At 64.3% G+C, this 23,004-nt stretch carries 18 protein-coding genes; 15 read left to right on the top strand and 3 right to left on the bottom strand.

Going from position 1 to position 23,004, the window contains the following annotated elements; all coding sequences use genetic code 11:
• The first annotated feature begins 742 nt into the window (after positions 1 to 742).
• Positions 743 to 961: a rubredoxin gene (locus ACQR0U_RS32185; protein ID WP_434872395.1), complete on the top strand. Its 219-nt coding sequence runs from the start codon at positions 743 to 745 to the stop codon at positions 959 to 961.
• Positions 962 to 1,031: 70 nt separating this feature from the next.
• Positions 1,032 to 1,676: an FMN-binding negative transcriptional regulator gene (locus tag ACQR0U_RS32180; RefSeq protein ID WP_434872394.1), complete on the top strand. Its 645-nt coding sequence runs from the start codon at positions 1,032 to 1,034 to the stop codon at positions 1,674 to 1,676.
• Between the two features lie 121 nt (positions 1,677 to 1,797).
• On the opposite strand, the gene ACQR0U_RS32175 is transcribed toward ACQR0U_RS32180, so the two are convergent.
• Entirely contained in the window at positions 1,798 to 3,330 is a 1,533-nt protein-coding gene (locus ACQR0U_RS32175; RefSeq protein ID WP_434872393.1) for a PLP-dependent aminotransferase family protein, read from the bottom strand.
• Between the two features lie 273 nt (positions 3,331 to 3,603).
• Positions 3,604 to 4,539 (bottom strand): LysR family transcriptional regulator, encoded by a 936-nt coding sequence (locus tag ACQR0U_RS32170; protein ID WP_315749806.1) that lies wholly within the window; start codon positions 4,537 to 4,539, stop codon positions 3,604 to 3,606.
• Between the two features lie 136 nt (positions 4,540 to 4,675).
• On the opposite strand from ACQR0U_RS32170, the gene ACQR0U_RS32165 reads away from it, so the two are divergent.
• The 7 genes from ACQR0U_RS32165 to ACQR0U_RS32135 all read left to right on the top strand — a co-directional run bounded on the left by ACQR0U_RS32165 (position 4,676) and on the right by ACQR0U_RS32135 (position 13,261).
• Positions 4,676 to 5,986, top strand: a complete 1,311-nt coding sequence (locus ACQR0U_RS32165; RefSeq protein WP_434862982.1) for a cation:dicarboxylate symporter family transporter — start codon at positions 4,676 to 4,678, stop codon at positions 5,984 to 5,986.
• Between the two features lie 5 nt (positions 5,987 to 5,991).
• Entirely contained in the window at positions 5,992 to 7,023 is a 1,032-nt protein-coding gene (locus tag ACQR0U_RS32160; protein WP_315827424.1) for a PdxA family dehydrogenase, read from the top strand.
• Positions 7,013 to 8,470, top strand: a complete 1,458-nt coding sequence (locus tag ACQR0U_RS32155; protein WP_434844196.1) for an MmgE/PrpD family protein — start codon at positions 7,013 to 7,015, stop codon at positions 8,468 to 8,470. The genes ACQR0U_RS32160 and ACQR0U_RS32155 overlap by 11 nt, the downstream gene beginning before the upstream one ends.
• Positions 8,471 to 8,487: 17 nt before the next feature.
• Positions 8,488 to 9,924 (top strand): MmgE/PrpD family protein, encoded by a 1,437-nt coding sequence (locus ACQR0U_RS32150; protein WP_434844197.1) that lies wholly within the window; start codon positions 8,488 to 8,490, stop codon positions 9,922 to 9,924.
• A 276-nt stretch (positions 9,925 to 10,200) separates the two neighbouring features.
• A complete protein-coding gene (locus ACQR0U_RS32145; protein WP_316170353.1) occupies positions 10,201 to 11,070 on the top strand; it encodes a transporter substrate-binding domain-containing protein in 870 nt (289 codons plus the stop codon).
• 265 nt (positions 11,071 to 11,335) lie between these two features.
• Positions 11,336 to 12,634, top strand: a complete 1,299-nt coding sequence (locus ACQR0U_RS32140) for an MFS transporter (protein ID WP_315827426.1) — start codon at positions 11,336 to 11,338, stop codon at positions 12,632 to 12,634.
• Between the two features lie 246 nt (positions 12,635 to 12,880).
• A complete protein-coding gene (locus ACQR0U_RS32135) occupies positions 12,881 to 13,261 on the top strand; it encodes a GlcG/HbpS family heme-binding protein (protein ID WP_316164637.1) in 381 nt (126 codons plus the stop codon).
• Between the two features lie 66 nt (positions 13,262 to 13,327).
• Here the strand turns inward: ACQR0U_RS32135 and ACQR0U_RS32130 are convergent, their stop codons facing one another.
• Positions 13,328 to 14,299: a LysR substrate-binding domain-containing protein gene (locus tag ACQR0U_RS32130; RefSeq protein ID WP_315718515.1), complete on the bottom strand. Its 972-nt coding sequence runs from the start codon at positions 14,297 to 14,299 to the stop codon at positions 13,328 to 13,330.
• A gap of 156 nt (positions 14,300 to 14,455) precedes the next feature.
• Between ACQR0U_RS32130 and ACQR0U_RS32125 the strand changes: the two genes are divergently transcribed.
• The 6 genes from ACQR0U_RS32125 (at position 14,456) to ACQR0U_RS32100 (ending at position 22,997) form a co-directional block, all read left to right on the top strand.
• Positions 14,456 to 15,910, top strand: a complete 1,455-nt coding sequence (locus ACQR0U_RS32125) for an aldehyde dehydrogenase family protein (RefSeq protein WP_434844198.1) — start codon at positions 14,456 to 14,458, stop codon at positions 15,908 to 15,910.
• A 30-nt stretch (positions 15,911 to 15,940) separates the two neighbouring features.
• Positions 15,941 to 17,731: a thiamine pyrophosphate-binding protein gene (locus ACQR0U_RS32120; protein WP_315749818.1), complete on the top strand. Its 1,791-nt coding sequence runs from the start codon at positions 15,941 to 15,943 to the stop codon at positions 17,729 to 17,731.
• A gap of 42 nt (positions 17,732 to 17,773) precedes the next feature.
• Positions 17,774 to 19,012: an ABC transporter substrate-binding protein gene (locus ACQR0U_RS32115; protein WP_316170357.1), complete on the top strand. Its 1,239-nt coding sequence runs from the start codon at positions 17,774 to 17,776 to the stop codon at positions 19,010 to 19,012.
• A 46-nt stretch (positions 19,013 to 19,058) separates the two neighbouring features.
• Positions 19,059 to 19,928: a branched-chain amino acid ABC transporter permease gene (locus ACQR0U_RS32110; protein WP_315739227.1), complete on the top strand. Its 870-nt coding sequence runs from the start codon at positions 19,059 to 19,061 to the stop codon at positions 19,926 to 19,928.
• The gene (locus ACQR0U_RS32105) at positions 19,925 to 22,504 is read left to right on the top strand and encodes a branched-chain amino acid ABC transporter ATP-binding protein/permease (RefSeq protein WP_434844199.1); all 2,580 of its coding nucleotides are present in this window, start codon (positions 19,925 to 19,927) and stop codon (positions 22,502 to 22,504) included. The genes ACQR0U_RS32110 and ACQR0U_RS32105 overlap by 4 nt, the downstream gene beginning before the upstream one ends.
• A gap of 70 nt (positions 22,505 to 22,574) precedes the next feature.
• Positions 22,575 to 22,997 (top strand): cupin domain-containing protein, encoded by a 423-nt coding sequence (locus tag ACQR0U_RS32100; protein ID WP_316186892.1) that lies wholly within the window; start codon positions 22,575 to 22,577, stop codon positions 22,995 to 22,997.
• Positions 22,998 to 23,004 lie beyond the last annotated feature (7 nt).

The following is a 23,004-nucleotide window of genomic DNA, read 5'->3' as shown; positions in this document are numbered from 1 at the left end:
CAGGGAAGGCCGGATATTGGGCTGAACCTGTGGTTCTGCCGCGTGCTTTTTGCTGCACGCGGACCGCGGGTATCAGCCGATACCCGGTCTTCCCTGCGCCTCTTCTTCGGACGAAGAGGTTCATTCAGGACACAACTCGGGCGTAGATCGCCGCGAGACGGCTCAGCCATGCCCGCTGTTTGAAACGTATACAACGCACCCGTGCCATGTCCTGATCAGGTGGACAGTCATAGGGTGATCTGCCGTCTATCCAGTGGCGTCAAAAGCACTGCGCCGCAGCGTCGCCAGGCCGCGGCCGCGCCACCGATCTTGTCTGCATTCGCGGGCGTTGCGGGATTGTCGATCAGTTGAGGTCGGCCCGGTCGTCGGGGCGACGTTTGAGCACTCCACCGAGAGCGGTCCGGCGAGGGGATCATGCAGGAAAGCTCCCGCTCGGCAAATCGACAATGGCGACGAGCAGCCCATCTTCAGGCGAAGCATCGAGTCTGCCGCCGGGGCGGGTACAATCCTGAGGGCTGTGATCGGTTCTAATCGCGTGGCACCGCAGCCTGGAGGACTTTACCCGCCGCTCGTGGAGGCCGGTAGCTGCCGTGTTGGACCGCCCGGCCCGCACGGAGCTGGCAAGCCGTCCCATCAAGGACAATTCTGGTCCAGTGATAATGCCAAAAACTGGCCCTGTTGAATGGGGCAGGCCTGACCTAAATCGCTCGTGAACCGCCTCCTGACACAAGGGCAAGCCATCATGAGCAAGGACAGCGCTCACCCGAACTCCGAAACGACCGCTGAGGTGCCCGTCTACAAGAGTTGGACATGCGTGCTCTGCGGACTCGTCTACAATGAACGCGACGGATGGCCCGACGACGGCATTCCACCCGGCACGCGTTGGCAGGACGTGTCCGAAGACTGGATCTGCCCCGACTGTGGTGCAGGCAAGAGCGACTTCGCGATGGTCGAGGTCTGAACAAATCCTGACAATGGCTGCGTGACCGTTAACGGTGACGTGGCGTTCTCTTCCTGCCGAAGGAGTTGCAATGTACGGTCCCTCGCACTTCGACGAAGCCCGTCCTGAGATGCTCTACGATCTGATCGAAAAGAATCCGCTTGGCATTTTGATCACGCACGGCAAGAGCGGCTTGGACGCCAATCATATTCCGTTCGAGCTGAACAGAGCGCAGGGGCAGTGGGGAACGTTGCACTGCCACGTGGCGCGCGCGAACCCGGTGTGGCGGGATCTGGACACTGGCGCTGAGGTGCTCGTGGTGTTCCGGGCGTCTGACGCCTATATCTCCCCTCAATGGTACCCGAGCAAGCAGGATTTCCATAAGCAGGTGCCGAGCTGGAACTATCTCGTCGCGCATGCGTACGGGTGCGTGACCATTCACGACGACGAACGTTACGTGCGCGGCAATGTCGCCCGTTTGACACGGAAGCATGAAGCGTCTCAACCGGTCCCATGGAAGATGACTGACGGTCCGAAGGACTATATCGACACGATGCTCAAGGCGATCGTCGGGCTGGAGATCGCAATCACGAACCTGGTCGGAAAATCCAAGCTGAGCCAGAACAAGGAGGTGCGAGACATACGCTCCGCAGGCGAGGCCTTGAAAGAACGAGGCGAGCATGTCATCGGAGACGCCATGCTGGCGGCCGCAGCCGTCAAGGCAAGCCAGGAGTAGAGACGCGGCAATCAGGCGATAAGAGCAACGCGCGAGCGATCCAGGCTCCGTATTTGTCAGCGTCCCCACGCGGTGCGAGGAGACGTCCGGCGCGCCGGTGTGAGCATGAGCGACTGTCTCCCTATCTGACCGCCTTCAGCGGCGCGGGCTTGGATGAGCGGGCCGTCCCCTTGGCTGCAACGCATGCATCGAGGACGCCTCTGAGGCGGACGACGGCGGACTGTAGCTCGGCAATCGAAAAGCCGCCGAACCCGAGCATGAGTCCGCCACGAGGCGGGGTCGCATGGTACATGGGCGAGATCGGTCGCACCACCAGCCCCGCCTTGTGCGCCTGCTCCCCGATCGTGACATCGTCGAGGCCGGGCGGAAGCCAGAGTAACAGGTGCATGCCCTGGTCGCTCGGCTGCAGCGTTGCCCAGGACGGTAGGTCCTTGACAAGGGCGGAGATCAGGGCGGCGCGTCGTTCTGCGTAAGCGCCGCGAATGCGCCGGATGTGGGCTTCGAAATGGCCTTCGCGCATGTACTGCGCGAGGACGTGCTGGTCGACCGCCGGCGAATGGCGATCGATGAGGGCGCGCGCACCAGCGAACGCGTCGACCAGGGGAGGGGGAACGATCGCATATCCGATCCTCATCGAGGAGAACAAGACCTTACTCATCGTCCCAAGGTACACGACGCGCGCGGGATCAAGTCCCTGCAACGATGGAAATGGATGTCCGGCGTAGCGAAGTTCGCTGTCGTAGTCGTCTTCGACAATCCAGGCATTGTTCTGCCGCGCCCACGACAGCAACGCGGTGCGTCTCGCCATGCTCATGGGCATGCCCAACGGATACTGATGCGAAGGTGTGACGAAAGCGACCCGGGCGTTCGGGCACTGGACGAGACCGTCTTGGACGTCGATGCCCTGATCATCCACGGGAATCCGGAAAGTCCGGACATTGAAGTTTTCGAGCACGGCGATGATGCCGGGGTAGGCCGGGTCTTCGGCCCACACGGCATCGCCGTCAGAGAGAAGAACGGTCGCCGATATGAAAAGCCCCTGTTGCGTGCCCGCCGTAACGATGACCTGATCGGGCTCGCATTTCACGCCCCGAGCCTTCCGTGCATATTCGGCAATTGCGATCCGCAAATCGGGTACTCCTTTCGGATCAATGTAGCCCGACGGGGCGGCTGCCCGCAGAGCCCGGACACGATTGCCAAGCCGTCGCCATTGGTCGCCGGGGGCAACTGCACCCGCGGGATGAGCGATCGCAAACGGCACCGGGTCTTGAGGCCGGAGAGACCGCGCGACCTCAGCCAGACGGGCGACTTTCTCCGGCAACAGAGGACTGGGGTCTGCGCGTTCGATCAACGCCGGAGCGCGGGTCATCAAATCGGTGTCGGCATTGACGTTCGCGACGATCGTGCTGCCTCTGGCCCGGGCCTCGAGGTAGCCTTCTGCATGGAGCTGATGAAACGCCTCGATGACGGTTCCTCTCGCGAGCTGCAATGAATTGGCAAGGGCGCGAGTGGATGGCAGTCGCTCGCCAGGCTTCAGGATCCCCTTCGATATCGCCTCGCGAAGCGCTTGAGTCAGTTGGTATCCAACGCGGCCGGCAGTCCGGTCGAGCGAGCCCAGCGAGGGAATTGCGATGATGGTTCGGCGTCGTGCCATCGGTTCTCTGGTCCAACTGTTCTCCCGAATCTTGGACCAAACGATAGATCAGTTCCAGACGCCGGTGTCGGATTCGCTCCAATTGCGAGGGTTTGCGAAGGTCTGAACTGAGAAAGAACCCCGATCAGGGTATCGGGCTACGAATTCGCATACCGGAACCTGCCGCTGGTAGCGGGTCGAAGAGGCGCTGGACATGCGGAGATGGAGCGCGACGCCGAAGCCCTGCGTGGGCTGACCAGCAACGCTGGCTATGCCGCCATCTTCGCCAATTGGCTAAGTCGCTGCCAGCTTCCTTGCCGTGCTCCAAAGACTCTCGGCGGCATGGATCATCCGCGCCCGTGCGCGGATGAGGCATATGCTGATCTTGATGTCCCAGTCCTTGGGGCCGGCTCTCACCAATCGGCCGCTCTGGAGATCGAGCTCGACCAGGCTGCGTGGAGCCCAGGTGATCCCGCGGCCTTCTCGGGCCATGTTGATGAGCAGCATCACCGGTGCTGAGAAGCTGGGGAGCAGCATGGCGCTCGGCTGCTTCGTCGCGAGGAACGCGGTCACGATGCGGCCCACGCCGGAACCCGGATGATAGGCGAGATAGGGCAGCGGCTTGTCCGCAGAGCCAGGCAGCGCAAACCGCGGCATCGATTGCCGCCGGCGACCGCTGCGCGTGACGGCCTTGTAACCGGTCGCGCTGATCGGGACCAGGACGTCGTCGGCGAGATCGATGCGCTGAAAGCGATCGTTATTCAGACGGCTGGCGAGCGATGGATGGTAATGCGCCAGCATGAAATGCGCATGGGCCTCGAGCAGGAGCTTCTCACACCCGGCGAAGTTCGACGCCACGAGCTGAACGGCGGATCCGGATCGCGCGCGGTCGACCCGGCGGATCCAGTCCGGAAAGAACGTCTGCGACAGTGCGTGGGTGGCGACGAATTGAACGGTCTCGGCCTTGAGGCGCGCCGCTTCCAGGGCCTCCTCGCGGCCGTTTGACAGCCTGCGAATGACGTCCTCCGCCACCGGGCGAAAACTCTCCCCCGCCGGCGTCAGCTTCACGACATGGGTGCTGCGCTCGAACAGAGGCGCTCCAAGCCACGCTTCCAGCGACTTGATCCGCCGGCTCAAGGCCGGCTGCGTCACGTGCCGGCGCAGCGCTGCGCGGGAGAAGCCGCCGTCCTCGGCAATAGCGAGGAAATCCTCGATCCAGCTCAGGTCCATGATGCCAGCTCGTTATTGAATTATTCCAATACGGCATTAGCACCGCGGCACCGGCTGGTCCAATGTCAGGCCAAAGATAAGGGCCGCGGAGACGCTGTTTGCAGCGCCGAAGAGCACGAGGCGGGAGGACACGGAATTGACGATCACAACGACTCCTTTGTCCGAGGCGCTCCCGACGCAGGCTGCTGCGCCCCGTGCCGGCTCGCTTTGGCGGGAGCCCTATGTCCTGATCGTGGCGGGCGCCGTGCTCGGCGCACTCGTCGGCGCGCTGTTTCCGGCTGCAGCACTCGAATTCAAGCCGCTCGCCGACGGCTTCATCTCGCTCATCAAGGTCACGATTGCGCCGCTGGTGTTCCTGGTCGTGGTGACCGGCATCGCGCAGGTCGGCGACATGAAGGCGGTCGGGCGCATCGGACTCAAGGCCTTCCTGTATTTCGAAATCGTCACGACGCTCTGCCTGCTGTTCAGCTTCATCGTGGTGCGATGGGTCCAGCCCGGCGCGGGTGTGGCGCACGCCACCCCGCAACAGGCCGAAGCCGTGGCCCGCTATGCGCAGACCCATGTCGGCCCGTTGTCGGCCTATATCCAGCACATGATCCCCGAAAGCTTCTTCGGCGCCTTTGCCAGCGGCGACGTGCTTCAGGTTCTCGTGCTCGCGCTGCTGTGCGGCATTGGCCTCCTGATGCTCGGCGAGAAGGCGCTGCCGTTGCGCTCGGGCATGGAGCGGTTGACCGAGCTCGTGTTCAGCGTGGTCCATGTCGTCGTCATGCTGGCACCGATCGGGGCCTTCGGCGCCATGGCGTTCACGGTCGGCAAATTCGGCGCCGCCACATTGTACGCCCTCGCGCTCTTGGTCGGGACGGCCTGGGCGATGATGGCGTTCTTCATCTTCGTCGTCCTGGGAATGATCTGCCGTCTGGTCGGCATCCGGCTGATGGACCTGCTCCGGCTGTTGCGCCCCGAGCTTCTCGTCGTGCTCGGAACGTCGTCGTCGGAGACGGCGATTCCCGGAATGATGGAGAAGCTGCCAAGGGCGGGGGTGGGACGCGCCGTGACCGGTCTCGTCATTCCGTCCGGCTATTCCTTCAATCTCGACGGCGTGGCGCTGACATTGCCGCTGACCACGATCTTCGTGGCGCAGGTCTACGGCATCGAGCTGAGCACGGCGCAGCAGTTGAGCCTGTTTGTCGTGATGCTGTTCACCAGCAAGGGCGCAGCCGGTGTCACGGGCGGAGCGTTCGCCGCGTTGGCGGCGACTGTCGTTGCGGCCGGGCTGCCTGTCGAAGGCCTCGCGCTATTGCTCGGAACCGACCGCTTCATGTCGCTGGCGCGCGCCATCACCAACACCATCGGCAACGCAGTGGCCGCGATCGTGGTGGCGAAATGGGATGGTGAATTCGACCGCGACGATTGGGGGCGGGTCGTCCAGATGAAAGCAGCAAAGTAGGATCCATGGTTCTCAGTGAAGACTTGCCGATCGTGGCGCTGGTTCCCGGTGATTGCACCGGTATCGGTCCTGAGCAGACGGCGCGAATCCTCTCCGATCACCGCCTGGCCGATGCGGCGCGCCTCGTCGTGGTGGGCGATGCCCGCGTGCTGGAGATGGGAATGGCGCATGCCGGCGTGAGCTTCGATATCGAGCGGATCGGCTCACCCAGCGAGGCCTCCTGGGTTTCCGGCAAGATCCAGCTGATCGATCTCGGCAACACCGACCCGTCGAGGCACCCGATCGGAAAGGCCAGCGCCGAGTCCGGGCGGCTCACCGGAGAGACGCTGTCGCGGGCGATCGATCTCGCCAAGGACGGCGCGATCGATGCCATCACCTTCGCGCCCTTGAACAAGCGGGCGATGTTCGACGGCGGCTGGAGGTACCCGGACGAGCACAAGATGTTCGCGGACCTGCTCGGGCACCGTACGTATTTTTCTGAAATGAACGTGTTGGATGGACAATGGATGTCGCGCGTCACCGGGCACCAGTCCTTGCGCGAGGCGCTGAACGACATCAGCCCGCCGCGGATCACCGATGCGGTGGTCCTCGTCGACAGGATGATGCGGAGATCCGGAGTCGCCGCGCCGCGGATCGCCGTGGCCGCACTGAATCCGCATGCCGGCGAGGGCGGCTTGTTCGGTCGCGACGAGATCGAGATGATCAAGCCGACGGTGGAGGCGATTGCGAAACAGGGCATTGTCTGCAGCGGTCCGTATCCGGCGGATACGGTTTACATTCGCGCCTTTGCCGGCGAGTTCGACAGCGTCGTCGCGATGTATCATGACCAGGGGCAGATCGCGACGAAGCTGCGCGGCTTCAATCGCGGAGTGACCGTCACGGCCGGCCTCGAGACCGTCTTCACCACGCCCTCGCACGGCACGGCGTTCGACATCGTCGGCAAGGGCGTCGCAGACACCGGCGCGCTCGAAAGCGCGGTCCGGCTCGCCGCGCAATTGGCCTCGTTCAAAGCCCGGGAGATGTCACATGCACACTGATCGCAGGACCCTGCTTCAGGCCGCCGCCGCTCTTCCCTTGTCCGCGGTCGGCGCGACTACGGCATTTGCACAGGCTCAGGCACCGGCGGCGCCCGCCGCGGCGCCGCCCAAGGAGGTCACGCGTACGCTTGCGCGGTACATCGTCTCGGCGGGATATGATGTTCTGCCGGTCAAGGTCCGCAAGGAAGGCGTGAGGACGCTGCTGAACTGGGTCGGCGTCGCGATCGGCGGGTCGCGACACGAAACGGTCGATATCGCGGTCGCGGCGTTGGCGCCGTTCTCCGGCCCGCAGCAGGCGTCGCTGTTCGGCCGGCGCGAGCGGTTCGACATCATGAACGCCGCCTTCATCAACGGCGTGTCCAGCCACATCTTCGATTTCGACGACACCCATCTGAAGACGATCATCCATCCGGCCGGCCCGGTGGTTTCGGCGATCATTGCGCTCTCGGAAATGCAGCCGGTCTCCGGAAAGGAGTTCTTGAATGCGCTCGTCCTCGGTGTCGAGACCGAGTGCAGGATCGGCAACGCCGTCTATCCGAACCACTACGATGTCGGCTGGCACATCACCGGGACTGCCGGGGTGTTCGGTGCGGCTGCGGCTGCCGGCAAGCTGTTGAAGCTCAACGAGCAGCAGATGACCTGGGCGCTGGGCCTCGCCGCGTCGCAGCCGGTCGGCCTGCGCGAATCGTTCGGGTCCATGAACAAGAGCTTCAACCCCGGCCGTGCGGCGTCAAACGGCATATTTGCCGCCCTTCTGGCGTCGAAGAATTTCACGTCGTCGGACGGGATGATCGAGGCGAAGCGCGGCTGGGCCAACACGATCAGCACGAAGCAGGACTATGGCGAGATCGTCGGCGATCTCGGCAAGCGTTACGAAGCCGCCCTCAACACCTACAAGCCGTTCGCCTGCGGCATCGTTCTGCATCCGGCGATCGACGCTGCGATTCAGCTGCGTAACGAGAACAGGCTGACGGCCGACCAGATCGACCATGTCGATCTCAAGGTCAACCCGCTCGTGCTCGAGCTGACCGGCAAGAAGACGCCGCAGCAGGGGCTCGAGGGCAAGTTCAGCATCTATCACGCGGTGGCCGTGGCGATCGTGGAAGGCGCGGGCGGAGAGAAGCAGTTCAGCGATCGCGCGGTAACCGATCCGACGGTGCTGTCGCTGCGTAGCAAGGTCATTCCGGTTATCACGCCCGAGATCAAGCCGGAGCAGGTCGAGATGACGATCATGCTGAAGGATGGGCGGAAGCTCAGCCGCCGCATCGAGCACGCCGTCGGCAGCGTGGAAGTGCCGATGACCGACCAGCAGCTCGAGGCGAAGTTCGTGGACCTCGCCGACGGCATCGTTCCGGCGGCGTCGATCCGGCGGATCATGGACGCCTGCTGGAATGTCGAGAGTGTGTCGAATGCTGCCGACATCGCGAAGATGTCGGCGTCGGCCTGACGATGGCGAGGAGGGCCATGTCGTCGCGCCGCCGTCTGCTGCAATCGGCGGGGGCGTTTGCTGCAATCTCGGCGATGCCGATCCGTTTCTCCGGGGCCGCCGGCCCGGGCGTGACCGAGCGCCTGGCGCGCTACATGGTTGCGGCGCGTGACCAGGAGCTGCCGGAGCAGGTGATGCTCGCATGCAAGCACCGCATTCTCGACACGCTCGGTGCGATCGTCTCGGGTGCGCGTATGCATCCGGGCGAGATGGCGCTGAGATACGTGCGCAGCCTCGGCGGCGAGCCGCAGGCGTCCGTCGCCGGCTCCGACGTCCGGACGACGGCCGTCAATGCGGCGATGGCAAACGCCATGTGCGCTCACGCCGACGAGACCGACGATTTCGAACCGGTCACCAAGGCGCATCCGGGGTGCGCGGTCATCCCCGCCGCGCTCGCTATGGCTGAACGGGAGCATCGCAATGGGCGCGACGTGATCCGCGCCGTTGTGCTCGGCTATGACCTGACCTGCCGCCTTCTGATGGCGCTCGGGCCGGACCTGGTGCGCGGCTCGCATCGCAGTGCCGAGGGCACGTCGTCGACATTCGGCGCGCTCGGCGCTGCGGCCTCACTGGCGCGGCTCGATGAGAGGGGCATGCGTCACGCCATTTCCTATTCGGCGCAGCAGGTCTCGGGGCTGTGGAGCTGGGTCAAGGACACGGACCACATCGAGAAGGCATTCGATTTCGCCGGAATGGGCGCGCGCAACGGTGTCATGGCGGTCGACATGGTGATGGCCGGGCTCACCGGCGTCGATGACGTGCTCGATGGCACCCACAACCTGTTCATCGCGCTGTCGAGCGATCCGAAGCCGGAGGAGATGGTCAGGGATCTCGGCAGCCGCTTCTACGTCACGGAGACGGCCATCAAGACCTTTTCGGTCGGCTATCCGATCCAGTCGCCGCTGGATGCGCTGCTCACGCTGCGCCGACAGCAAGGGCTCACTCCAGACAACGTCCGCAGCATCCTGGTCAAGCTTCCGACCGACGCGATGGGCATCGTCGGCGACAGCGCCATGCCCGACGTGAACTGTCAGCATCTCGTCGCACTCGCCTTGGTCAAGGGGGCCGTCTCATTCGCCGACAGCCATGATGTCGCGCTGATGCGCGACCCGATGATCCTCGAGCAGCGTGGGAAGGTGACGCTTGTAGGCGACAAGAGTCTGATGGATCCGGCCGCGCCACGCGGTGCGATCGTCGAGGTGACTCTGGTCGATGGCCGCAAGGTCGATCATTTCACCAGACACCCGCCGGGCACCAAGGAGAATCCGCTGGGCACGGAGGCCGTCAACGCCAAAGCCACGGATCTCATGGCGCCCGTGCTGGGGAGTGAAAAGACGGAGAGGCTGATCGACATGGTCGGGCGGCTCGAAGAAATCGACGACATCGGCCAGTTGCGCGCGCTATTCGCGGCGTGATCGGCTGTCATGGCGATGAGAGGCGAGGGAACGTCATCGTCTGATCCGTTCCCTTGGCGGCGAGGCGAGCAGCGCCGGCTCGGTCCTCTCCGGTGCATTCTGCGGATTGACGAAAAAAGAAGACGAAGCGGGAGGGACGAGACATGAAGCAGAGGCGGATGCAGCGGCGGAGAAGGCGACCGTGATCGGATTCGACTTCGCGTTCCCGTCGGTCGGACACGTCGAGAAAGACGGCGCCGGCTATCGGCTGATCCCATCATCGTGGAATCCGACGCTATGAAAGACCGGCATTTTATCAGCACGGCGGTACCGATGTCGGATCGCGCCAGACCACGCATGAAATCGACCGGTCTGCTCGCATCGCTTTGCTTTGCCATCGCAAGTCTTTGCTTGGGCCTCTCGGCCATGATGGCGGGAGCAGCTGCGCAGGATGCGCGCGAGATCGCTCCGACCGGCGTGCTGCGCGTCGCTGTTGCGGTCGGGCCGGCCGCCTCCGCGTTCTGGACGACACGCGATCCGGCGACAGGCAAGCCTGTCGGCGTGACAGTCGAACTGGCCAAGGCGGCCGCGGGCAAGCTCAATGTGCCGCTTGAGCTCGTCGAATATCAGAGCTCGGACGAAATCGCGGCCGCCGGCAGCAAAGGGGCGTGGGATCTGTCCTTCATGCCGGCGGATCGCAAGCGGGAGCAGTTCGTCGATCAAGGACCTGCCTATGTCGCCTACATGAGCGGGTATCTCATTCGCGCGAACTCGGACATCACGGCCGTCGCCGATATCGACCGTCCGGGAATCCGGGTCGGCTGCATCGAAGGCACCTCGACGTCCAGAACGGTCGAGGCGAGCATGAAAAGTGCCAGCGTGACGAAATTCATCAAGCCTGAAGAGGCCGCTGAGCTGATCGGCCAGGGTCGGCTCGACGCCCTCGCCATGGGCATGGAAGCCTTGGAGGAGCTGTCGCGGCGCCTGTCGGGCAGCCGGGTCTTGAACGAGGTCATCCAATCAACGGGCGTCGTCGTGGTCGTCCCGAAGGGCAAAGTGACGGCGCGGGAGTGGGCGGCCCGATTTCTTGCAGATGCCAAGGCGAATGGCACGGTGCGCCGAGTGCTCGATCAAAGTGGATTTGTCACCGCCAAGGTCGCCCCGTGATGCCGTGGTGAACTCCGGCCAAGCCATATCTTTGGCTTATGAGCGCCAACGCCAAATCGTATTTTGGCTGTGCTGGAATTCCGTCTATCTCCAATCGGCGGGCGATGAAGCTGTCGGCAATCATGATGGACACGACCGGCAGGCACGCTCGGAAAGTGCGCCTGCATGGTCCATGCGGCCACCCGATTGTACTGCACTCGCGCTTGTTCTCCCGGCCAACGAAGAAGCGCATCTGGTTCGAGTCCTGGCCTGAAAGTGAACGATCATGAAACTGGGCTGGTATTCCGAACTCGACGAGGTCGAACGCCGGACGTATTGGGCTTGCTTCGCGGGCTTTGGTCTCGACTCGCTGGATTCGACGATCTACGCGCTGGTCATCCCGGCGCTGATTGCAACAATCGGACTGACGCGCCCTGAAGCCGGCTATCTCGCGACCGCAGCCCTCGTCGGTGCAGCCATCGGTGGCTGGGGCGGGGGGATCCTTGCCGATCGCATCGGCCGCATCAAGGTCCTGCAACTGACGATCCTCTGGGTTGCCCTGTTCACGCTCGCATCGGCTTTCGCGACCGGCTTCAACTACTTGCTGATCGTGCGTTTTCTCCAGGGCCTCGGCTACGGCGGTGAGGCGGCCGTGGGTGGCGTCCTGATCAGCGAGGTCGTCAGGCCCGCGCTTCGCGGCCGGGTGGCCGCGTCGGTGCAGAGCAGCTACGCGGTGGGTTATGCGATTTCCGTCGCGCTGCTCCCCGTCATTTCATCGCTGTTTTCTGAAGAGCTCGGCTGGCGCGTGTTCTTTGCGGTCGGCATCGCGCCGGCCTTTCTCGTGTTCTTCATCCGCCGCCTTGTGCCGGAGTCCGGGCTTTATCGTCAAAGCCGCGCGGACGAGACAGCCGGACTGCCCGCCTGGACGATCTTCACCAGGGCCCATGTGCGGCGTACCGTGGCGGCGGTCACGATGGCCACCGGCATTTTCGGCGGTGCCTATGTGATGATCACGTGGCTGCCGACCTATCTGCGCACCGTCCTCAACCTGACCGTGGGGAGCAGTGCAGGTTATCTTGCCATGAACATCCTGGGTTCGTTGGTCGGACCGTTGCTCTATGGCTGGCTTTCGGATCGCACGGGCCGGCGTCCCGCGTTCATGATCTTCCTGCTATGCCAGGCCGTGAACGCGAGCATCTACCTGCTTGCTCCGATCGGCGCCAACGCGACGATCCTGCTCAGCTTCTTTCTGGGCGCGTTCCAGGGTGGGTTGGCATCAGGAATGTTGCCGACCTTTGCCGAATTGTTTCCGACCGAGATTCGTGCGAGCGGGCAGGGTTTCTGCCTCGGTGGCGGGCGTGGGTTTGGCTCGGTCGTGCCTGCGACCGTGGGCGTGCTTGCTGCGTCGCATCCTCTTGGCTTGTCGATGGGCCTTTGCGCGCTCGCCGCCTATGGACTTGCTTTCATCGCCGCGATGGCTTTGCCCGAGACGAGCGGCGCTGACCTGCAGCGTATGACTCCGTTGGAGATGCAAGCAGGGCAGCCGGGAGATCTCGGCAACCTCCAAGCACGGCCGTCGGAATGAGGAGGCTGAGAACGACACGCCTCGTCGAGCGAAACAAGGCGCCCAGGCTGGCCGACGAGAGCACGGAGAAGGCAGCAGGGTCGGGAGGAAGACATGCACTATCGGACCATTTTGAGCGTCATCGCATGCGTCGCAGCTCTGCACTTATCGAACAGCCTCGCCCAGACATCGAACACCGACAATCCCAACGACGCGGTCGCGGATGCACTGACTCCGCCTCCTTATGGCGAGCCGATCAGCCTGGAGATGGCCAAGAAGGTGGCTGCTGCGGCCGTTGCCGAGACGACGAAACGCAATTGGAACGCATTCTGCATCTCCGTGGTCAATCCGAGCGGCGATCTGGTCTATTTCGAAAAGCAGGACAATTGCCAATATGCGTCGATCGGCCTGTCTCAGCACAAGGCGCGCACGTCGGCACGTTATCGACGCCCCACGCTGGTGTTCGAGACGTTGCTGGGCAAAGGTGCGTATTTCGCCTATCTCGCCACGCTCGATGACATGATCGCATCGCGAGGCGGCAATCTGCTGGTCGTGGATGGCAAGATCATCGGTGCCGTCGGTGTGAGTGGTGGGTCGGGCGCCCAGGACAACGTCGTATCCCTGGCCGGGCAAGCGGCGCTGAAGTAGACGAGACCGGGCCGGAGGCGGGGCGTGATGCAGTCGCGACCGCCGGTCAGACGGTCGGCGCGTGCGCTAGGCCGCCGGCGGGATGGCGGAAGACATGGAGTCGTCGACCAAGCTGACGCCGCGCCATTGTCCGGATGTGACGAGCGTTCGCGCAGTATCCTGGAGTTCCTTGGCGACGGCGAGGGCTGCAGGCGCCAGCAGGTCCGGCTTGATCGAATAGACATAGTTGCGTCGCGTGATCCGGGCGTCCGAGATCGGCAGGGCGCGCCAGTCCTCGCTGCTTCGTCCTCCTGCCTGCAGCGCCGACATCGGCTTGATGGTGACCCCGATGCCCTCACCGACGCAGCTCATCACCAGCGAGAGCGAGTCGATCTCGGCGACCACATTCGGCGTGATGTTGCGCCGCTCGAACTCCGCAGCTACACGCCGGCGCAGGCCATGAGTTCCCGTCGGCAGGATCAGGGGCAGCTCTGCAACTTCTGCAACTGTGATGCTGCAACGGTGGCGCGGCACCAGCGGGCTGTCGGCAGGGAGAAGCACGAACAATTCCTCGTCGAGCAGCGGAATCGCGTCGAGCTTGGATGACACGTCGTTGTTGAACAGGATGGCCAGGTCGAGCTGGCCAAGCCGCATCATGTGGGCGATGTGGCCGCTCATTCCCTCGACGACATTGAGCAGGATACCGGGATATTTGGCGCGGATGCACTTGGTGAGTGGCAGCCCGATCGCGAGCACGGTCGTGGCGGGCAAGCCGACCGATACCATGCCGCTCACCTCTGCCGAATCCTGGCGAGCGATCGACAGCGCATGGTCGAGCTGCCGCAGCATGAACCGGGCGTGATGGTAGAGCGCAAGGCCGTTCTCGGTCGGGATCACGCCGCGCGAGGAGCGCTGCAGCAAGGGCCTGCCCACTTCCTCCTCGAGCTTTGCGATCTGCTGGCTCAGTGCGGGCTGCGCAACGAACAGGCAGCGCGACGCCTTCGAGAGACTGCCGCTCTCGACGATCTGGGCGAAATAGCGCAATTGACGCAAATCCATGAGCGGGAACCGCACTGCTTGGGAGGAACGAGACCTTGCCGCCGGGCTATATGCTCAGCTTATGGCAACTAATCCAAAACAGTATTTTTGCTAATGTCAATTTCTCTCTAAGGACGACGGTAACAAGTGTGAAGACCCTTTGGGAGGAACCAGACGATGGCGGACGCTGCGGTTCAGGGACAGGCGTTGGCCGGTCTGCCATCGTGCCGCCTCTTGATCGCCGGGGAATGGGTGAATGGTCCGCACACCGTCGCCGTGCTCGACAAATATCGCCTGCAGCCCGCCATGTCCGCGCATCTGCCGTCGCGCGAGCAGGTCCGCAGCTGCATTGTCGCCGCGGAGCGGGCGTTCGAAGCCAATGTACTGACGCCCTATGATCGCGGCCTCATCCTCGATCGCGCTGCGGTCGAGCTTGAGACGCGTGCGTCGGAGCTGGTGGAGGTGCTGCGCCAGGAGGCGGGCTTTCCACGCCGCGATGCAATGGGCGAAGTCCAGCGTTGTGCGACGACGTTTCGGCTCTCCGCCGAAGAGGCGCGGCGGCTGGCCGGCGAGATGGTGCCGATGGAAGGGGCCGCAGGCCAGAAGGGCCGCATCGGCTTCACCATCCGCGTGCCGCTCGGCGTCGTGGCCGCGATTACGCCGTTCAATGCTCCGCTCAATACGGTGGCGCACAAGGTTGCGCCTGCACTGGCGGCTGGTAACGCCGTGGTGCTGAAACCATCGCTGCATACGCCGATGACGTCCTGCATCATGGCGGAGTGCCTGATCGCGGCAGGTCTGCCATCGGGCCTGATGTCGGTGCTGCATGGCGATGGTGAGGTCGCCGACTGGTTGATGGCCGAGGCGGCAGTGAAATTCTTCGCGTTCACCGGCAGCACGGACATCGGCCGCATCATCCAAAGCAAGGCGGGACTGCGCCGCACGCAGATGGAGCTCGGCTCGATCTCGCACTGCGTGATCTGCGAGGACGCCGATCTCGATATTGCGTTGCCGAAGGTCGTCAACGCCGGCTTCCGCAAGGCCGGCCAGGTCTGCACATCGATCCAGGTGCTGCTGGTGCAGCGTTCGCTGATCGGGCAGGTGGAGCAGAGACTTTCAGAGCTCGTTGCCGGGCTGCCCTACGGAGACCCCGGCGAGGACGACACCGTTGTTGGGCCGGTCGTCAGCGAGGCCGCCGCCCAGCGCATCGAGTCCTGGATCGCGCTGGCCGAGCAGAGCGGCGCGCGGCGTCTGGTCGGCGGCGCGCGGGTGGGCGCCGTGGTTCCTCCCACGCTGCTCACGAATGTCGACAAGGCGACCCCGCTCGGCTGCCAGGAAGTGTTCGGGCCTGTGATGTGCGTCGCGCCCTTCGATGTGCTGGACGAGGCCATCGCGCGCGTCAACGATACACCCTACGGGCTGGCCACGGGCATTTTCACCAAGCGCCTGGACGAGGCTCTTCAGGCCGCGCGGCAATTGCAGGTCGGTGGCGTTCACATCAACGAGACGCCGAGCTCCCGTGTGGACCTCATGCCATATGGTGGCTCCAAGGATTCCGGTTTCGGCCGCGAAGGGCCGCATTACGCCATCCGCGAAATGAGCGAAGAGCGTATCGTGACGATCCTCGCATGACGCGGACTGTCACCTGACAAGGATCTGACCATGACCAAGATGAAGGGCGGCGAAGTCATCGCCGAATATCTCGTCAAGCAGAAGGTGCCTTTCGTGATCGGCATCTGCGGACACGGCAATGTCGGCATTCTTGATGCGCTCTATCAGGTGCGTGACCGCGTCAAGCTGGTCTCGCCCCGTCACGAGCAGTGCGCCGGCCACATGGCCGACGCCTATTTCCGCGTCAAGCACAGTCCGGTCGCGACGCTGACCTCGACCGGGCCGGGCTCGGCCAACATGGTGATGTCGCTCGCAACTGCGTTGTCGGACTCCTCGAGCTTCCTTGCGATCACCGCCAACGTGCCCACGTCGCAGGCCAACCGCGCGCCGTTTCAGGAACTATACGCGCACAACCAGGCCGATTTCGCCCAGGTGCTGCGCCCGGTGGTGAAGCGTTCCTTCCAGCCCAGTCGCGTCGACATGCTGCCGCTGGCGCTGCGCCAAGCCTTCGACACCATGGTCACGGGACGTCCCGGTCCGGTCAATCTCGATATTCCGTACAATGTTTTTCAGGAGGAGGCCGACGTCGAGCTGCCGGCGCTGTCGCATGTTCACGGCAGTCACCGGCCGAGTGCGAGCGAGGCCGACGTCACCAAGGCGCTCGATCTGATCGAAGCCGCCAGGCGGCCGGTGTTCTTCATCGGGCAGGGCACGACTCTCTCGGAGGCCGGTCCCGAGATCGGCGCGCTGCAGAGCCGCTACGGCATTCCAGTCATCACCTCGCCCAATGGCATGGGCTGCGTGCCGGCGGATGATCCACTGACGCTCGGCTTCATTGGCCGCAACGGCGCTTATCCCGCCAACCAGGCCGGCCGTCACGCCGATCTCGTGCTCTGCATCGGTACCCGTTTCGACGATCGCTCGTCGTCGAGCTGGCACCAGGGCTACTCGTGGAATTTTCCGTCGACGAAGCTGTTGCAGGTCGACATCGATCCGGCGGAGCTCGGCCGCAACTATCCGCCGACGCTCGGCATCATCGCCGACGCCAAGACCTTCGCCGCGCAACTGCTCGCGGCGCTGGAGCGCCGCCCCGCGATCCGCCGCGAAAATTTCGCGGCGTGGCGCGACCAGATCGGGACCTGGAAGGCGGAGTGGGAGGCGTTCGTGCGGCCGCACTTCAGCGCCGACACCACGCCGATCCGGCCGGAATATGTCGTCGGAGCCCTGCAGGACGTGCTGCCGGACGACGTCATCCTGTCGCTCGACTCCGGCGTGCATCACAACTGGTTCATGCAGTTCTGGCACCCGAAGCGGCCACAGAGCATGCTGAACAGCTGGGGCTTTTCGTCGATGGGGTTCGGCGTCTGCGGCGTGCTCGGCGCGCAGCTGGCCGCGCCCGACCGTCCCTGCGTCGCCGTCGTCGGCGACGGCGGCTTCATGATGGCGCCCTACGTCGTCGCCACGGCCGTCGAATATGACCTGCCGTGCGTCTGGATCGTCTGGAACAACTTCGCCTGGAGCGCGATCCGCGATTTGCAGTATGGCCTGTTCGAGGGCCGCGAGCTCGGCACCGCGTTCTATCGCGGCAATCAGGGGCCCGGCGGAGATCGCTACAACCCCGACTTTGCCGCCTGGGCGCGCGCCTGCGGCGCTGACGGCGTGACGGTGACCCGCAGCGCCGACCTGCGCGGTGCAGTCGAGACCGCGATCAAGAACCGCCGCCCCTGCGTGATCGATCTGCATGTCGACGCCGAGGTGCGGCCGCCATCGACGGGCACCTGGGAGCTGCCGCCGATCCCATTCAAGGAGCCGGTGTTCGGCAAGCCTTACAAACGCGACTGACGATACAAAACAAAGATAACAACATTGAGAGGGAGGAGCACCATGTTGAAGCGTGATCTGAACCGGCGATCTTTCATGCGCGCGTCGGCCGGCGTGGCTGCCGCATCCGTGCTCGGCGTCGGCGGTCCCGCGCGAGCCCAGTCCGATGGGCCCGTCCGCATCGGCATGATCTATGCCAAGCAGGGGCCGGGCGCCTCGATCGGTGAGTACCTGCAACGCGGCAGCGCGCTTGCGGTCGAGCAGGCCGGCGGCAAGGTGCTGGGCCGCCCGATCGAGCTGGTCTGGCTCGACGAGCCCAATCCCCAGGTGTCGCAGCAGAACATGCAGCGGCTTGTCGACGAGAGCAAGGTGGTCGCCGTGGTCGGCGGCAACTACTCGTCCTCGGCGCTCGCCATGATGAGCGTTGCCAATCGCGAGAAGGTGCCGCTGATCCTGACCGGCGCCGCGGCCAGCGAGATCACCGGCAAGAGCTGCAGCAAGTACACGTTCCGCACCCAGGCGACCGTGCCGGTTCAGATGGCCGGCCTGATGCCCTACGTCTCCAGCATCGGCAAGAAGGTCTATTTCATCACGGCGTCATATGCCTTCGGCCAGGACATCCTGCGCGCCTCGCGCGCGATGCTGAAGCAGGTCGGCGCCACCGAGGTCGGGGTCGACGAGGTGCCGATCAACACCGCGGACTACAGCTCCTACATCCTCAAGATCCGCCAGGCCAAGCCGGACGTGATCGTCGGCGGCCTGGTGGGCGGCGACTTCTCCAACTTCCTGAAGCAGTGGAACGAGATGGGGATGAAGGACAAGATCCCCTATGCGGCGGTCGCCGTCACGGACACCGACTTCTGGGACGTCGGGCCGCAGGCTTCGACCGGCATCTACATCAAGCCGTGGTACTACAACAATCCGAAGAATACCGCCGCCGAGCAGAAGCTGATCGAGGATTTCAAGAAGAAGTACAATCAGCCGCCATCGGACAAGACGTGGTCGGGCTGGATCGGCATGCGGGCGCTGTTGGAATCGATCGAGGCGGCGAAGTCGACCGAGGCCGCTCAGCTCGTGGCGCATCTCGAGCAGTGGAAGAACACCGAAGGCGAGTTTCCGTTCTTCTTCCGCGACTGGGATCACCAGTTGGTCCGCCCGGCCGTCATCGTCCAGATCAAGAAGCAGATCACCGACAAGTTCGACTATTTCGACGTCCTGAAGAACACCTCGGCGACCGCCGAGGAGACGGCGAAGGCGTTCGGTACCAAGGAGGATATCGGCTGCAGCATGCCCTCGCTCTGAGGCGGCGGCGACCCTTGTTCCCGCAGCGTACTGACAGGCTCGAACGATGCTCGACACTCTCGTCTCCCAGGCGGCCAATGGACTCGTGCTCGGCTTCATCTACGTGCTGATCGCCGTAGGTCTGTCGATTACCTTCGGCCTGCTCGGCGTCATCAACTTCGCGCATGGCGCCTTCTTCGCGCTGGGGGCCTACGTGGCCTGGCAGCTGTTCCAGCTGTTCGGATGGAGCGCCGTGATCCTGGCGCCGCCGGTGGTCGGGCTGATCGGCATGGCTGTGGAGGTGACGATCATCCGCCGCCTCTACGGCAAGGAGCCGTTGCTCAGCCTGATCGTGACCTTTGCGCTGGCGCTGCTGATCGAAGCGGTGATCCGCTACGCCTGGGGCGCCGACGGCAAGCCATTCAATCCCCCGCCGGCCTTTGCAGGGATCGTTGAAGTTGGTCCTCTCCTGATCACCAAATATCGCGTGGCCGTGCTCGGCGCGACCACGGCGACCTTGCTCGGCCTATGGGGCTTCCTGGCGTTCACACCCTATGGCCGGATCCTGCGTGCCGGCAGCCGGGACCCGGAGATGGTGGAATTGCTCGGCATCAATCTGCCGCGGGTGCTCACTGCGGTGTTCGGGCTCGGCTGCATGCTGGCGGCGATCGCCGGCGTGCTGGCCGCGCCGCTGTGGACGGTGTCGCCGTCAATGGCTGCCAATGCGGTGATGCCAGCGTTCGTGATCGTGGCCATCGGCGGCCTCGGCTCCTTTCGGGGCGCAGTGGTCGCCGGACTCGCGGTTGGAATCGTCACCTCGCTGACCATTCAGTTCTGGCCAGAGGCGGCTGCCGCATCGATGTATGCCTTGATGTTCGCGATCATGCTGCTGCGGCCGCGCGGGCTATTCGGCGAGCGCTGGGAGCGTTTCGAATGACGACGGCCAAGTCCGTGCTGCAGCGGCTCGCAAGTCACCCGGTGCTCGTGGCGGCCGCGATACTGGCGCTCGCCTCCGGCATCGCGCTCGCTGTGGGCATGCCGATCCATCGCGTGACCCAGATCGCGATCTACACGCTCTACGGCGCGGAGGTGAACTTCCTGATCGGCTATCTCGGCCTGGTGCCGTTCGGCGCGTCCTTCTTCTTCGGCTGCGCGAGCTATGCGCTGGCAATCGGCCTGGGCTTCATGCCGGCCGCCAACGAAATCACCGGCCTGGCGATCGCGCTGGCATTTTCGCTGCTGCTGGCGCTGATCGTCGGCGCCATCATCCTGCGCCGGCGCGGACTCTACTTCTCGCTGCTGACGCTGGCGTGCTCCCAGATCGCGTTCGAGATTGCGTTCAAATGGACCTCGGTGACCGGAGGCGAGAACGGCCTGCAGAACGTCGCGCGTCCGCTGTTTCGCTCCGCGCTTGCCTTCCACGGCTTCACGCTCGTCGTGGTGATCGGATCATTGTGGATGCTGTGGCGGCTGGCGCATGCGCCGTTCGGCCGGCTGATGCAGGCGTTGCGCGACAATGAGCAGCGGGTCGCAAGCCTGGGTTTCGACACCTACCGCACCAAGCTGATTGCGCTCGTCATTGCCGGCGGCGGCATCGGCGTCGCCGGCGGTTTGATGGCGCTGCTGCTGCAGGGCGTCTACGCCAACAACCTGAACTGGGAGCATGCCGGTGATCCGGTGCTGATGGCGGCGCTCGGCGGCGTGCATCACTTCCTGGGGCCGTTGTGGGGCGCCATCGTCTTCATCGTCTTGGAGGACCGGCTCAGCGCCATCACGGAGAATTGGTGGCTGGTCTTCGCCCCCATCATCATCGCCTTCGCGCTGCTGTCAGATGAGGGCATTCACGGCATCTTCCAGCGTATCGCCGGCCGCAGCCGCTGGACCCTGACGCGCAATGTCATTCCACCGCGGCCGCGCGACATCGTTCCCTATGCGCCGGATCGTGCACGTCAGGCTGCGGCGACGGCCTCAGAGGTGCCAATTCTCGCGATCCGCAACCTGTCCAAGCATTTCGGCTCGATCGTGACCCAGAACGACGTGTCCTTCGAGATGAGCCGCACCGGACTGCACAGCCTGATCGGCCCCAACGGCGCCGGCAAGACCACGTTGTTCAATCTGCTGACCGGTGTGCTCCGGGCCAACGCCGGCACCATCCTGTTCGAGGGCATGCCCATCGATCAGCTGTCACCGTACAAGCGCGCGCGGCTCGGCATCGCCCGCTCGTTCCAGATCCTGAGCGTGTTTCCCAACCTCACCGCATTCGAGAACGTGCGTATCGCGGTCCAGGCTGCCAACCGGCAATGGACAGGTCTTTGGCGCGATGCCTATGACGATGCGGCTGCAAACGCGAAGGTGTGGTCGCTGCTCGATGCCGTAGGCCTCGCCGATCGCGCCGCCGAGCTTTGCTCCGCGCTGGCGCATGGTGAGAAGCGGCTGCTCGAGATCGCGGTGTCGCTCGCGATCGATGCCAAGCTCCTTCTGCTCGACGAGCCGCTGGCTGGTCTGGCGGAGTCGGACCGCAAGATCGTAGGCGAGCTGATCATGCGACTGGCGAAGTCCCATGCCGTGCTGTTGATCGAGCACGACATCGACCGTGTGCTGGCCATGTCCGACCGCATCACGGTGTTGCATCAGGGGCGGCTGATCGCCGACGGCAAGCCGGTGGAAGTGGCTGCCCATCCCGAAGTCGTCACGGCCTATCTCGGCACGGCCCATGGCCAGGTCGCGGCGGCTCCGTCGCGGGCGACCAATGTGACGCCGCTTCCCGGCAGCGCCGCCGCCGAGCCGCTGCTCAGGCTCGAGGGCGTGCGCGCCGGCTACGGCGGTGGCACCGTGCTCGACGGGCTCGACCTGGCCGTGCGGCCTGGCGAAGTGGTGGCGCTGCTAGGGCGCAACGGCGTCGGCAAGACCACCGCGCTGCGGGCCATCACAGGCACGGTGCCGGCGAGCGGCGGTCGCATCACGTTCGACGGCAGGCAGCTCAACCGGTTACGGCCGGACGAGATCAACCGTCTTGGCATCTCGCTGGTACCGGAAGGACGCCGGCTGTTTCCGAATCTGACCGTGCAGGAGAATCTCAAGCTCGCGAGCCGCGCCGGCGGCGCGTCGCTCGACGACGTGTTCGATCTGTTCCCGAAGCTCCGCATCCTGCACAAGGCGCGTGCCGAAAATCTCTCCGGCGGCGAGCGGCAGATGGTGGCGATCGCGCGCGCGTTGATGGTGCCGAGCCGGTTGATTCTGCTCGACGAGCCGTTCGAGGGCTTGGCGCCCGCTGTGGTGCAGGAGGTCCGCGACGCCGTGTCCAAATTGAGGTCGCGCGCGAGCCTCGTCATCGTGGAGCATCATGCCGAGAGCGTGCTGGCGATGGCGGACCGCGCCTATGTGCTGGTGAATGGGCGCGTGGCCCATGTCGGCGATGCTGCCGCGCTCGCGGCCGATCACGAACTGCAAGGGCGTTTGCTTGGCATCACTCAGACCGCTGATGCAGTGCAACGGGCGGCAAACGGGTCATGAGCAGCTGCGAGTTCGTGACCATCGGCACCGGCTGGCCGGCCCAATCTGAACCTTCCTGAGGAGATGAGACATGACCATCGTCGTTCCCGGACCGAACGCCTACGCGAATGCGGCGACAGAGAAGAAGGCGGTGACGCGCAATCTCGCCGAGATTTTCTGGACCCAGTATCCGGGCCACTATAACCAGGCGCTGTCGAAGGCGATCGTGACGCCGGACACCACCGGCAGCCGCTTCTTCGACCATCGCATCTCGTCCTACGAGCCCGGCGCGCATGTCGAGAGCCATTCTCACAAGGTGCAGGAGCAGATCTATCACGTGCTGTCGGGCGAGGGCATCCTGATCCTCGACGGCGAGCGCCGGCTGGTCCGTGCCAATGACGTCACCTACATTCCGCCGGGCGTGCTGCACGAATTCCACTGCACCGGCAACGACCCGCTGGTGTTCCTGGTGATCACCAGCCCGCCGACCGACGAAGAGCCGGCGCCGCGGTGAGGGGCCG

Source organism: Bradyrhizobium sp. HKCCYLRH3097 (genome assembly GCF_051167875.1).
GTDB lineage: Bacteria > Pseudomonadota > Alphaproteobacteria > Rhizobiales > Xanthobacteraceae > Bradyrhizobium.
The sequence above is the reverse complement of the archived record's forward strand: the minus strand, read 5'-3'. Positions and strand labels throughout refer to the sequence as shown.

Excerpts from the sequence above, each read along its gene's own strand:
- ACQR0U_RS32185 (WP_434872395.1), top strand. The coding sequence starts at position 743 with ATGAGCAAGGACAGCGCTCACCCGAACTCCGAAACGACCGCTGAGGTG.
- ACQR0U_RS32180 (WP_434872394.1), top strand. The coding sequence starts at position 1,032 with ATGTACGGTCCCTCGCACTTCGACGAAGCCCGTCCTGAGATGCTCTAC.
- ACQR0U_RS32175 (WP_434872393.1), bottom strand. The coding sequence starts at position 3,330 with ATGGCACGACGCCGAACCATCATCGCAATTCCCTCGCTGGGCTCGCTC.
- ACQR0U_RS32170 (WP_315749806.1), bottom strand. The coding sequence starts at position 4,539 with ATGGACCTGAGCTGGATCGAGGATTTCCTCGCTATTGCCGAGGACGGC.
- ACQR0U_RS32160 (WP_315827424.1), top strand. The coding sequence starts at position 5,992 with ATGGTTCTCAGTGAAGACTTGCCGATCGTGGCGCTGGTTCCCGGTGAT.
- ACQR0U_RS32155 (WP_434844196.1), top strand. The coding sequence starts at position 7,013 with ATGCACACTGATCGCAGGACCCTGCTTCAGGCCGCCGCCGCTCTTCCC.
- ACQR0U_RS32150 (WP_434844197.1), top strand. The coding sequence starts at position 8,488 with ATGTCGTCGCGCCGCCGTCTGCTGCAATCGGCGGGGGCGTTTGCTGCA.
- ACQR0U_RS32145 (WP_316170353.1), top strand. The coding sequence starts at position 10,201 with ATGAAAGACCGGCATTTTATCAGCACGGCGGTACCGATGTCGGATCGC.
- ACQR0U_RS32140 (WP_315827426.1), top strand. The coding sequence starts at position 11,336 with ATGAAACTGGGCTGGTATTCCGAACTCGACGAGGTCGAACGCCGGACG.
- ACQR0U_RS32135 (WP_316164637.1), top strand. The coding sequence starts at position 12,881 with ATGGCCAAGAAGGTGGCTGCTGCGGCCGTTGCCGAGACGACGAAACGC.
- ACQR0U_RS32130 (WP_315718515.1), bottom strand. The coding sequence starts at position 14,299 with ATGGATTTGCGTCAATTGCGCTATTTCGCCCAGATCGTCGAGAGCGGC.
- ACQR0U_RS32125 (WP_434844198.1), top strand. The coding sequence starts at position 14,456 with ATGGCGGACGCTGCGGTTCAGGGACAGGCGTTGGCCGGTCTGCCATCG.
- ACQR0U_RS32120 (WP_315749818.1), top strand. The coding sequence starts at position 15,941 with ATGACCAAGATGAAGGGCGGCGAAGTCATCGCCGAATATCTCGTCAAG.
- ACQR0U_RS32115 (WP_316170357.1), top strand. The coding sequence starts at position 17,774 with ATGTTGAAGCGTGATCTGAACCGGCGATCTTTCATGCGCGCGTCGGCC.
- ACQR0U_RS32110 (WP_315739227.1), top strand. The coding sequence starts at position 19,059 with ATGCTCGACACTCTCGTCTCCCAGGCGGCCAATGGACTCGTGCTCGGC.
- ACQR0U_RS32105 (WP_434844199.1), top strand. The coding sequence starts at position 19,925 with ATGACGACGGCCAAGTCCGTGCTGCAGCGGCTCGCAAGTCACCCGGTG.
- ACQR0U_RS32100 (WP_316186892.1), top strand. The coding sequence starts at position 22,575 with ATGACCATCGTCGTTCCCGGACCGAACGCCTACGCGAATGCGGCGACA.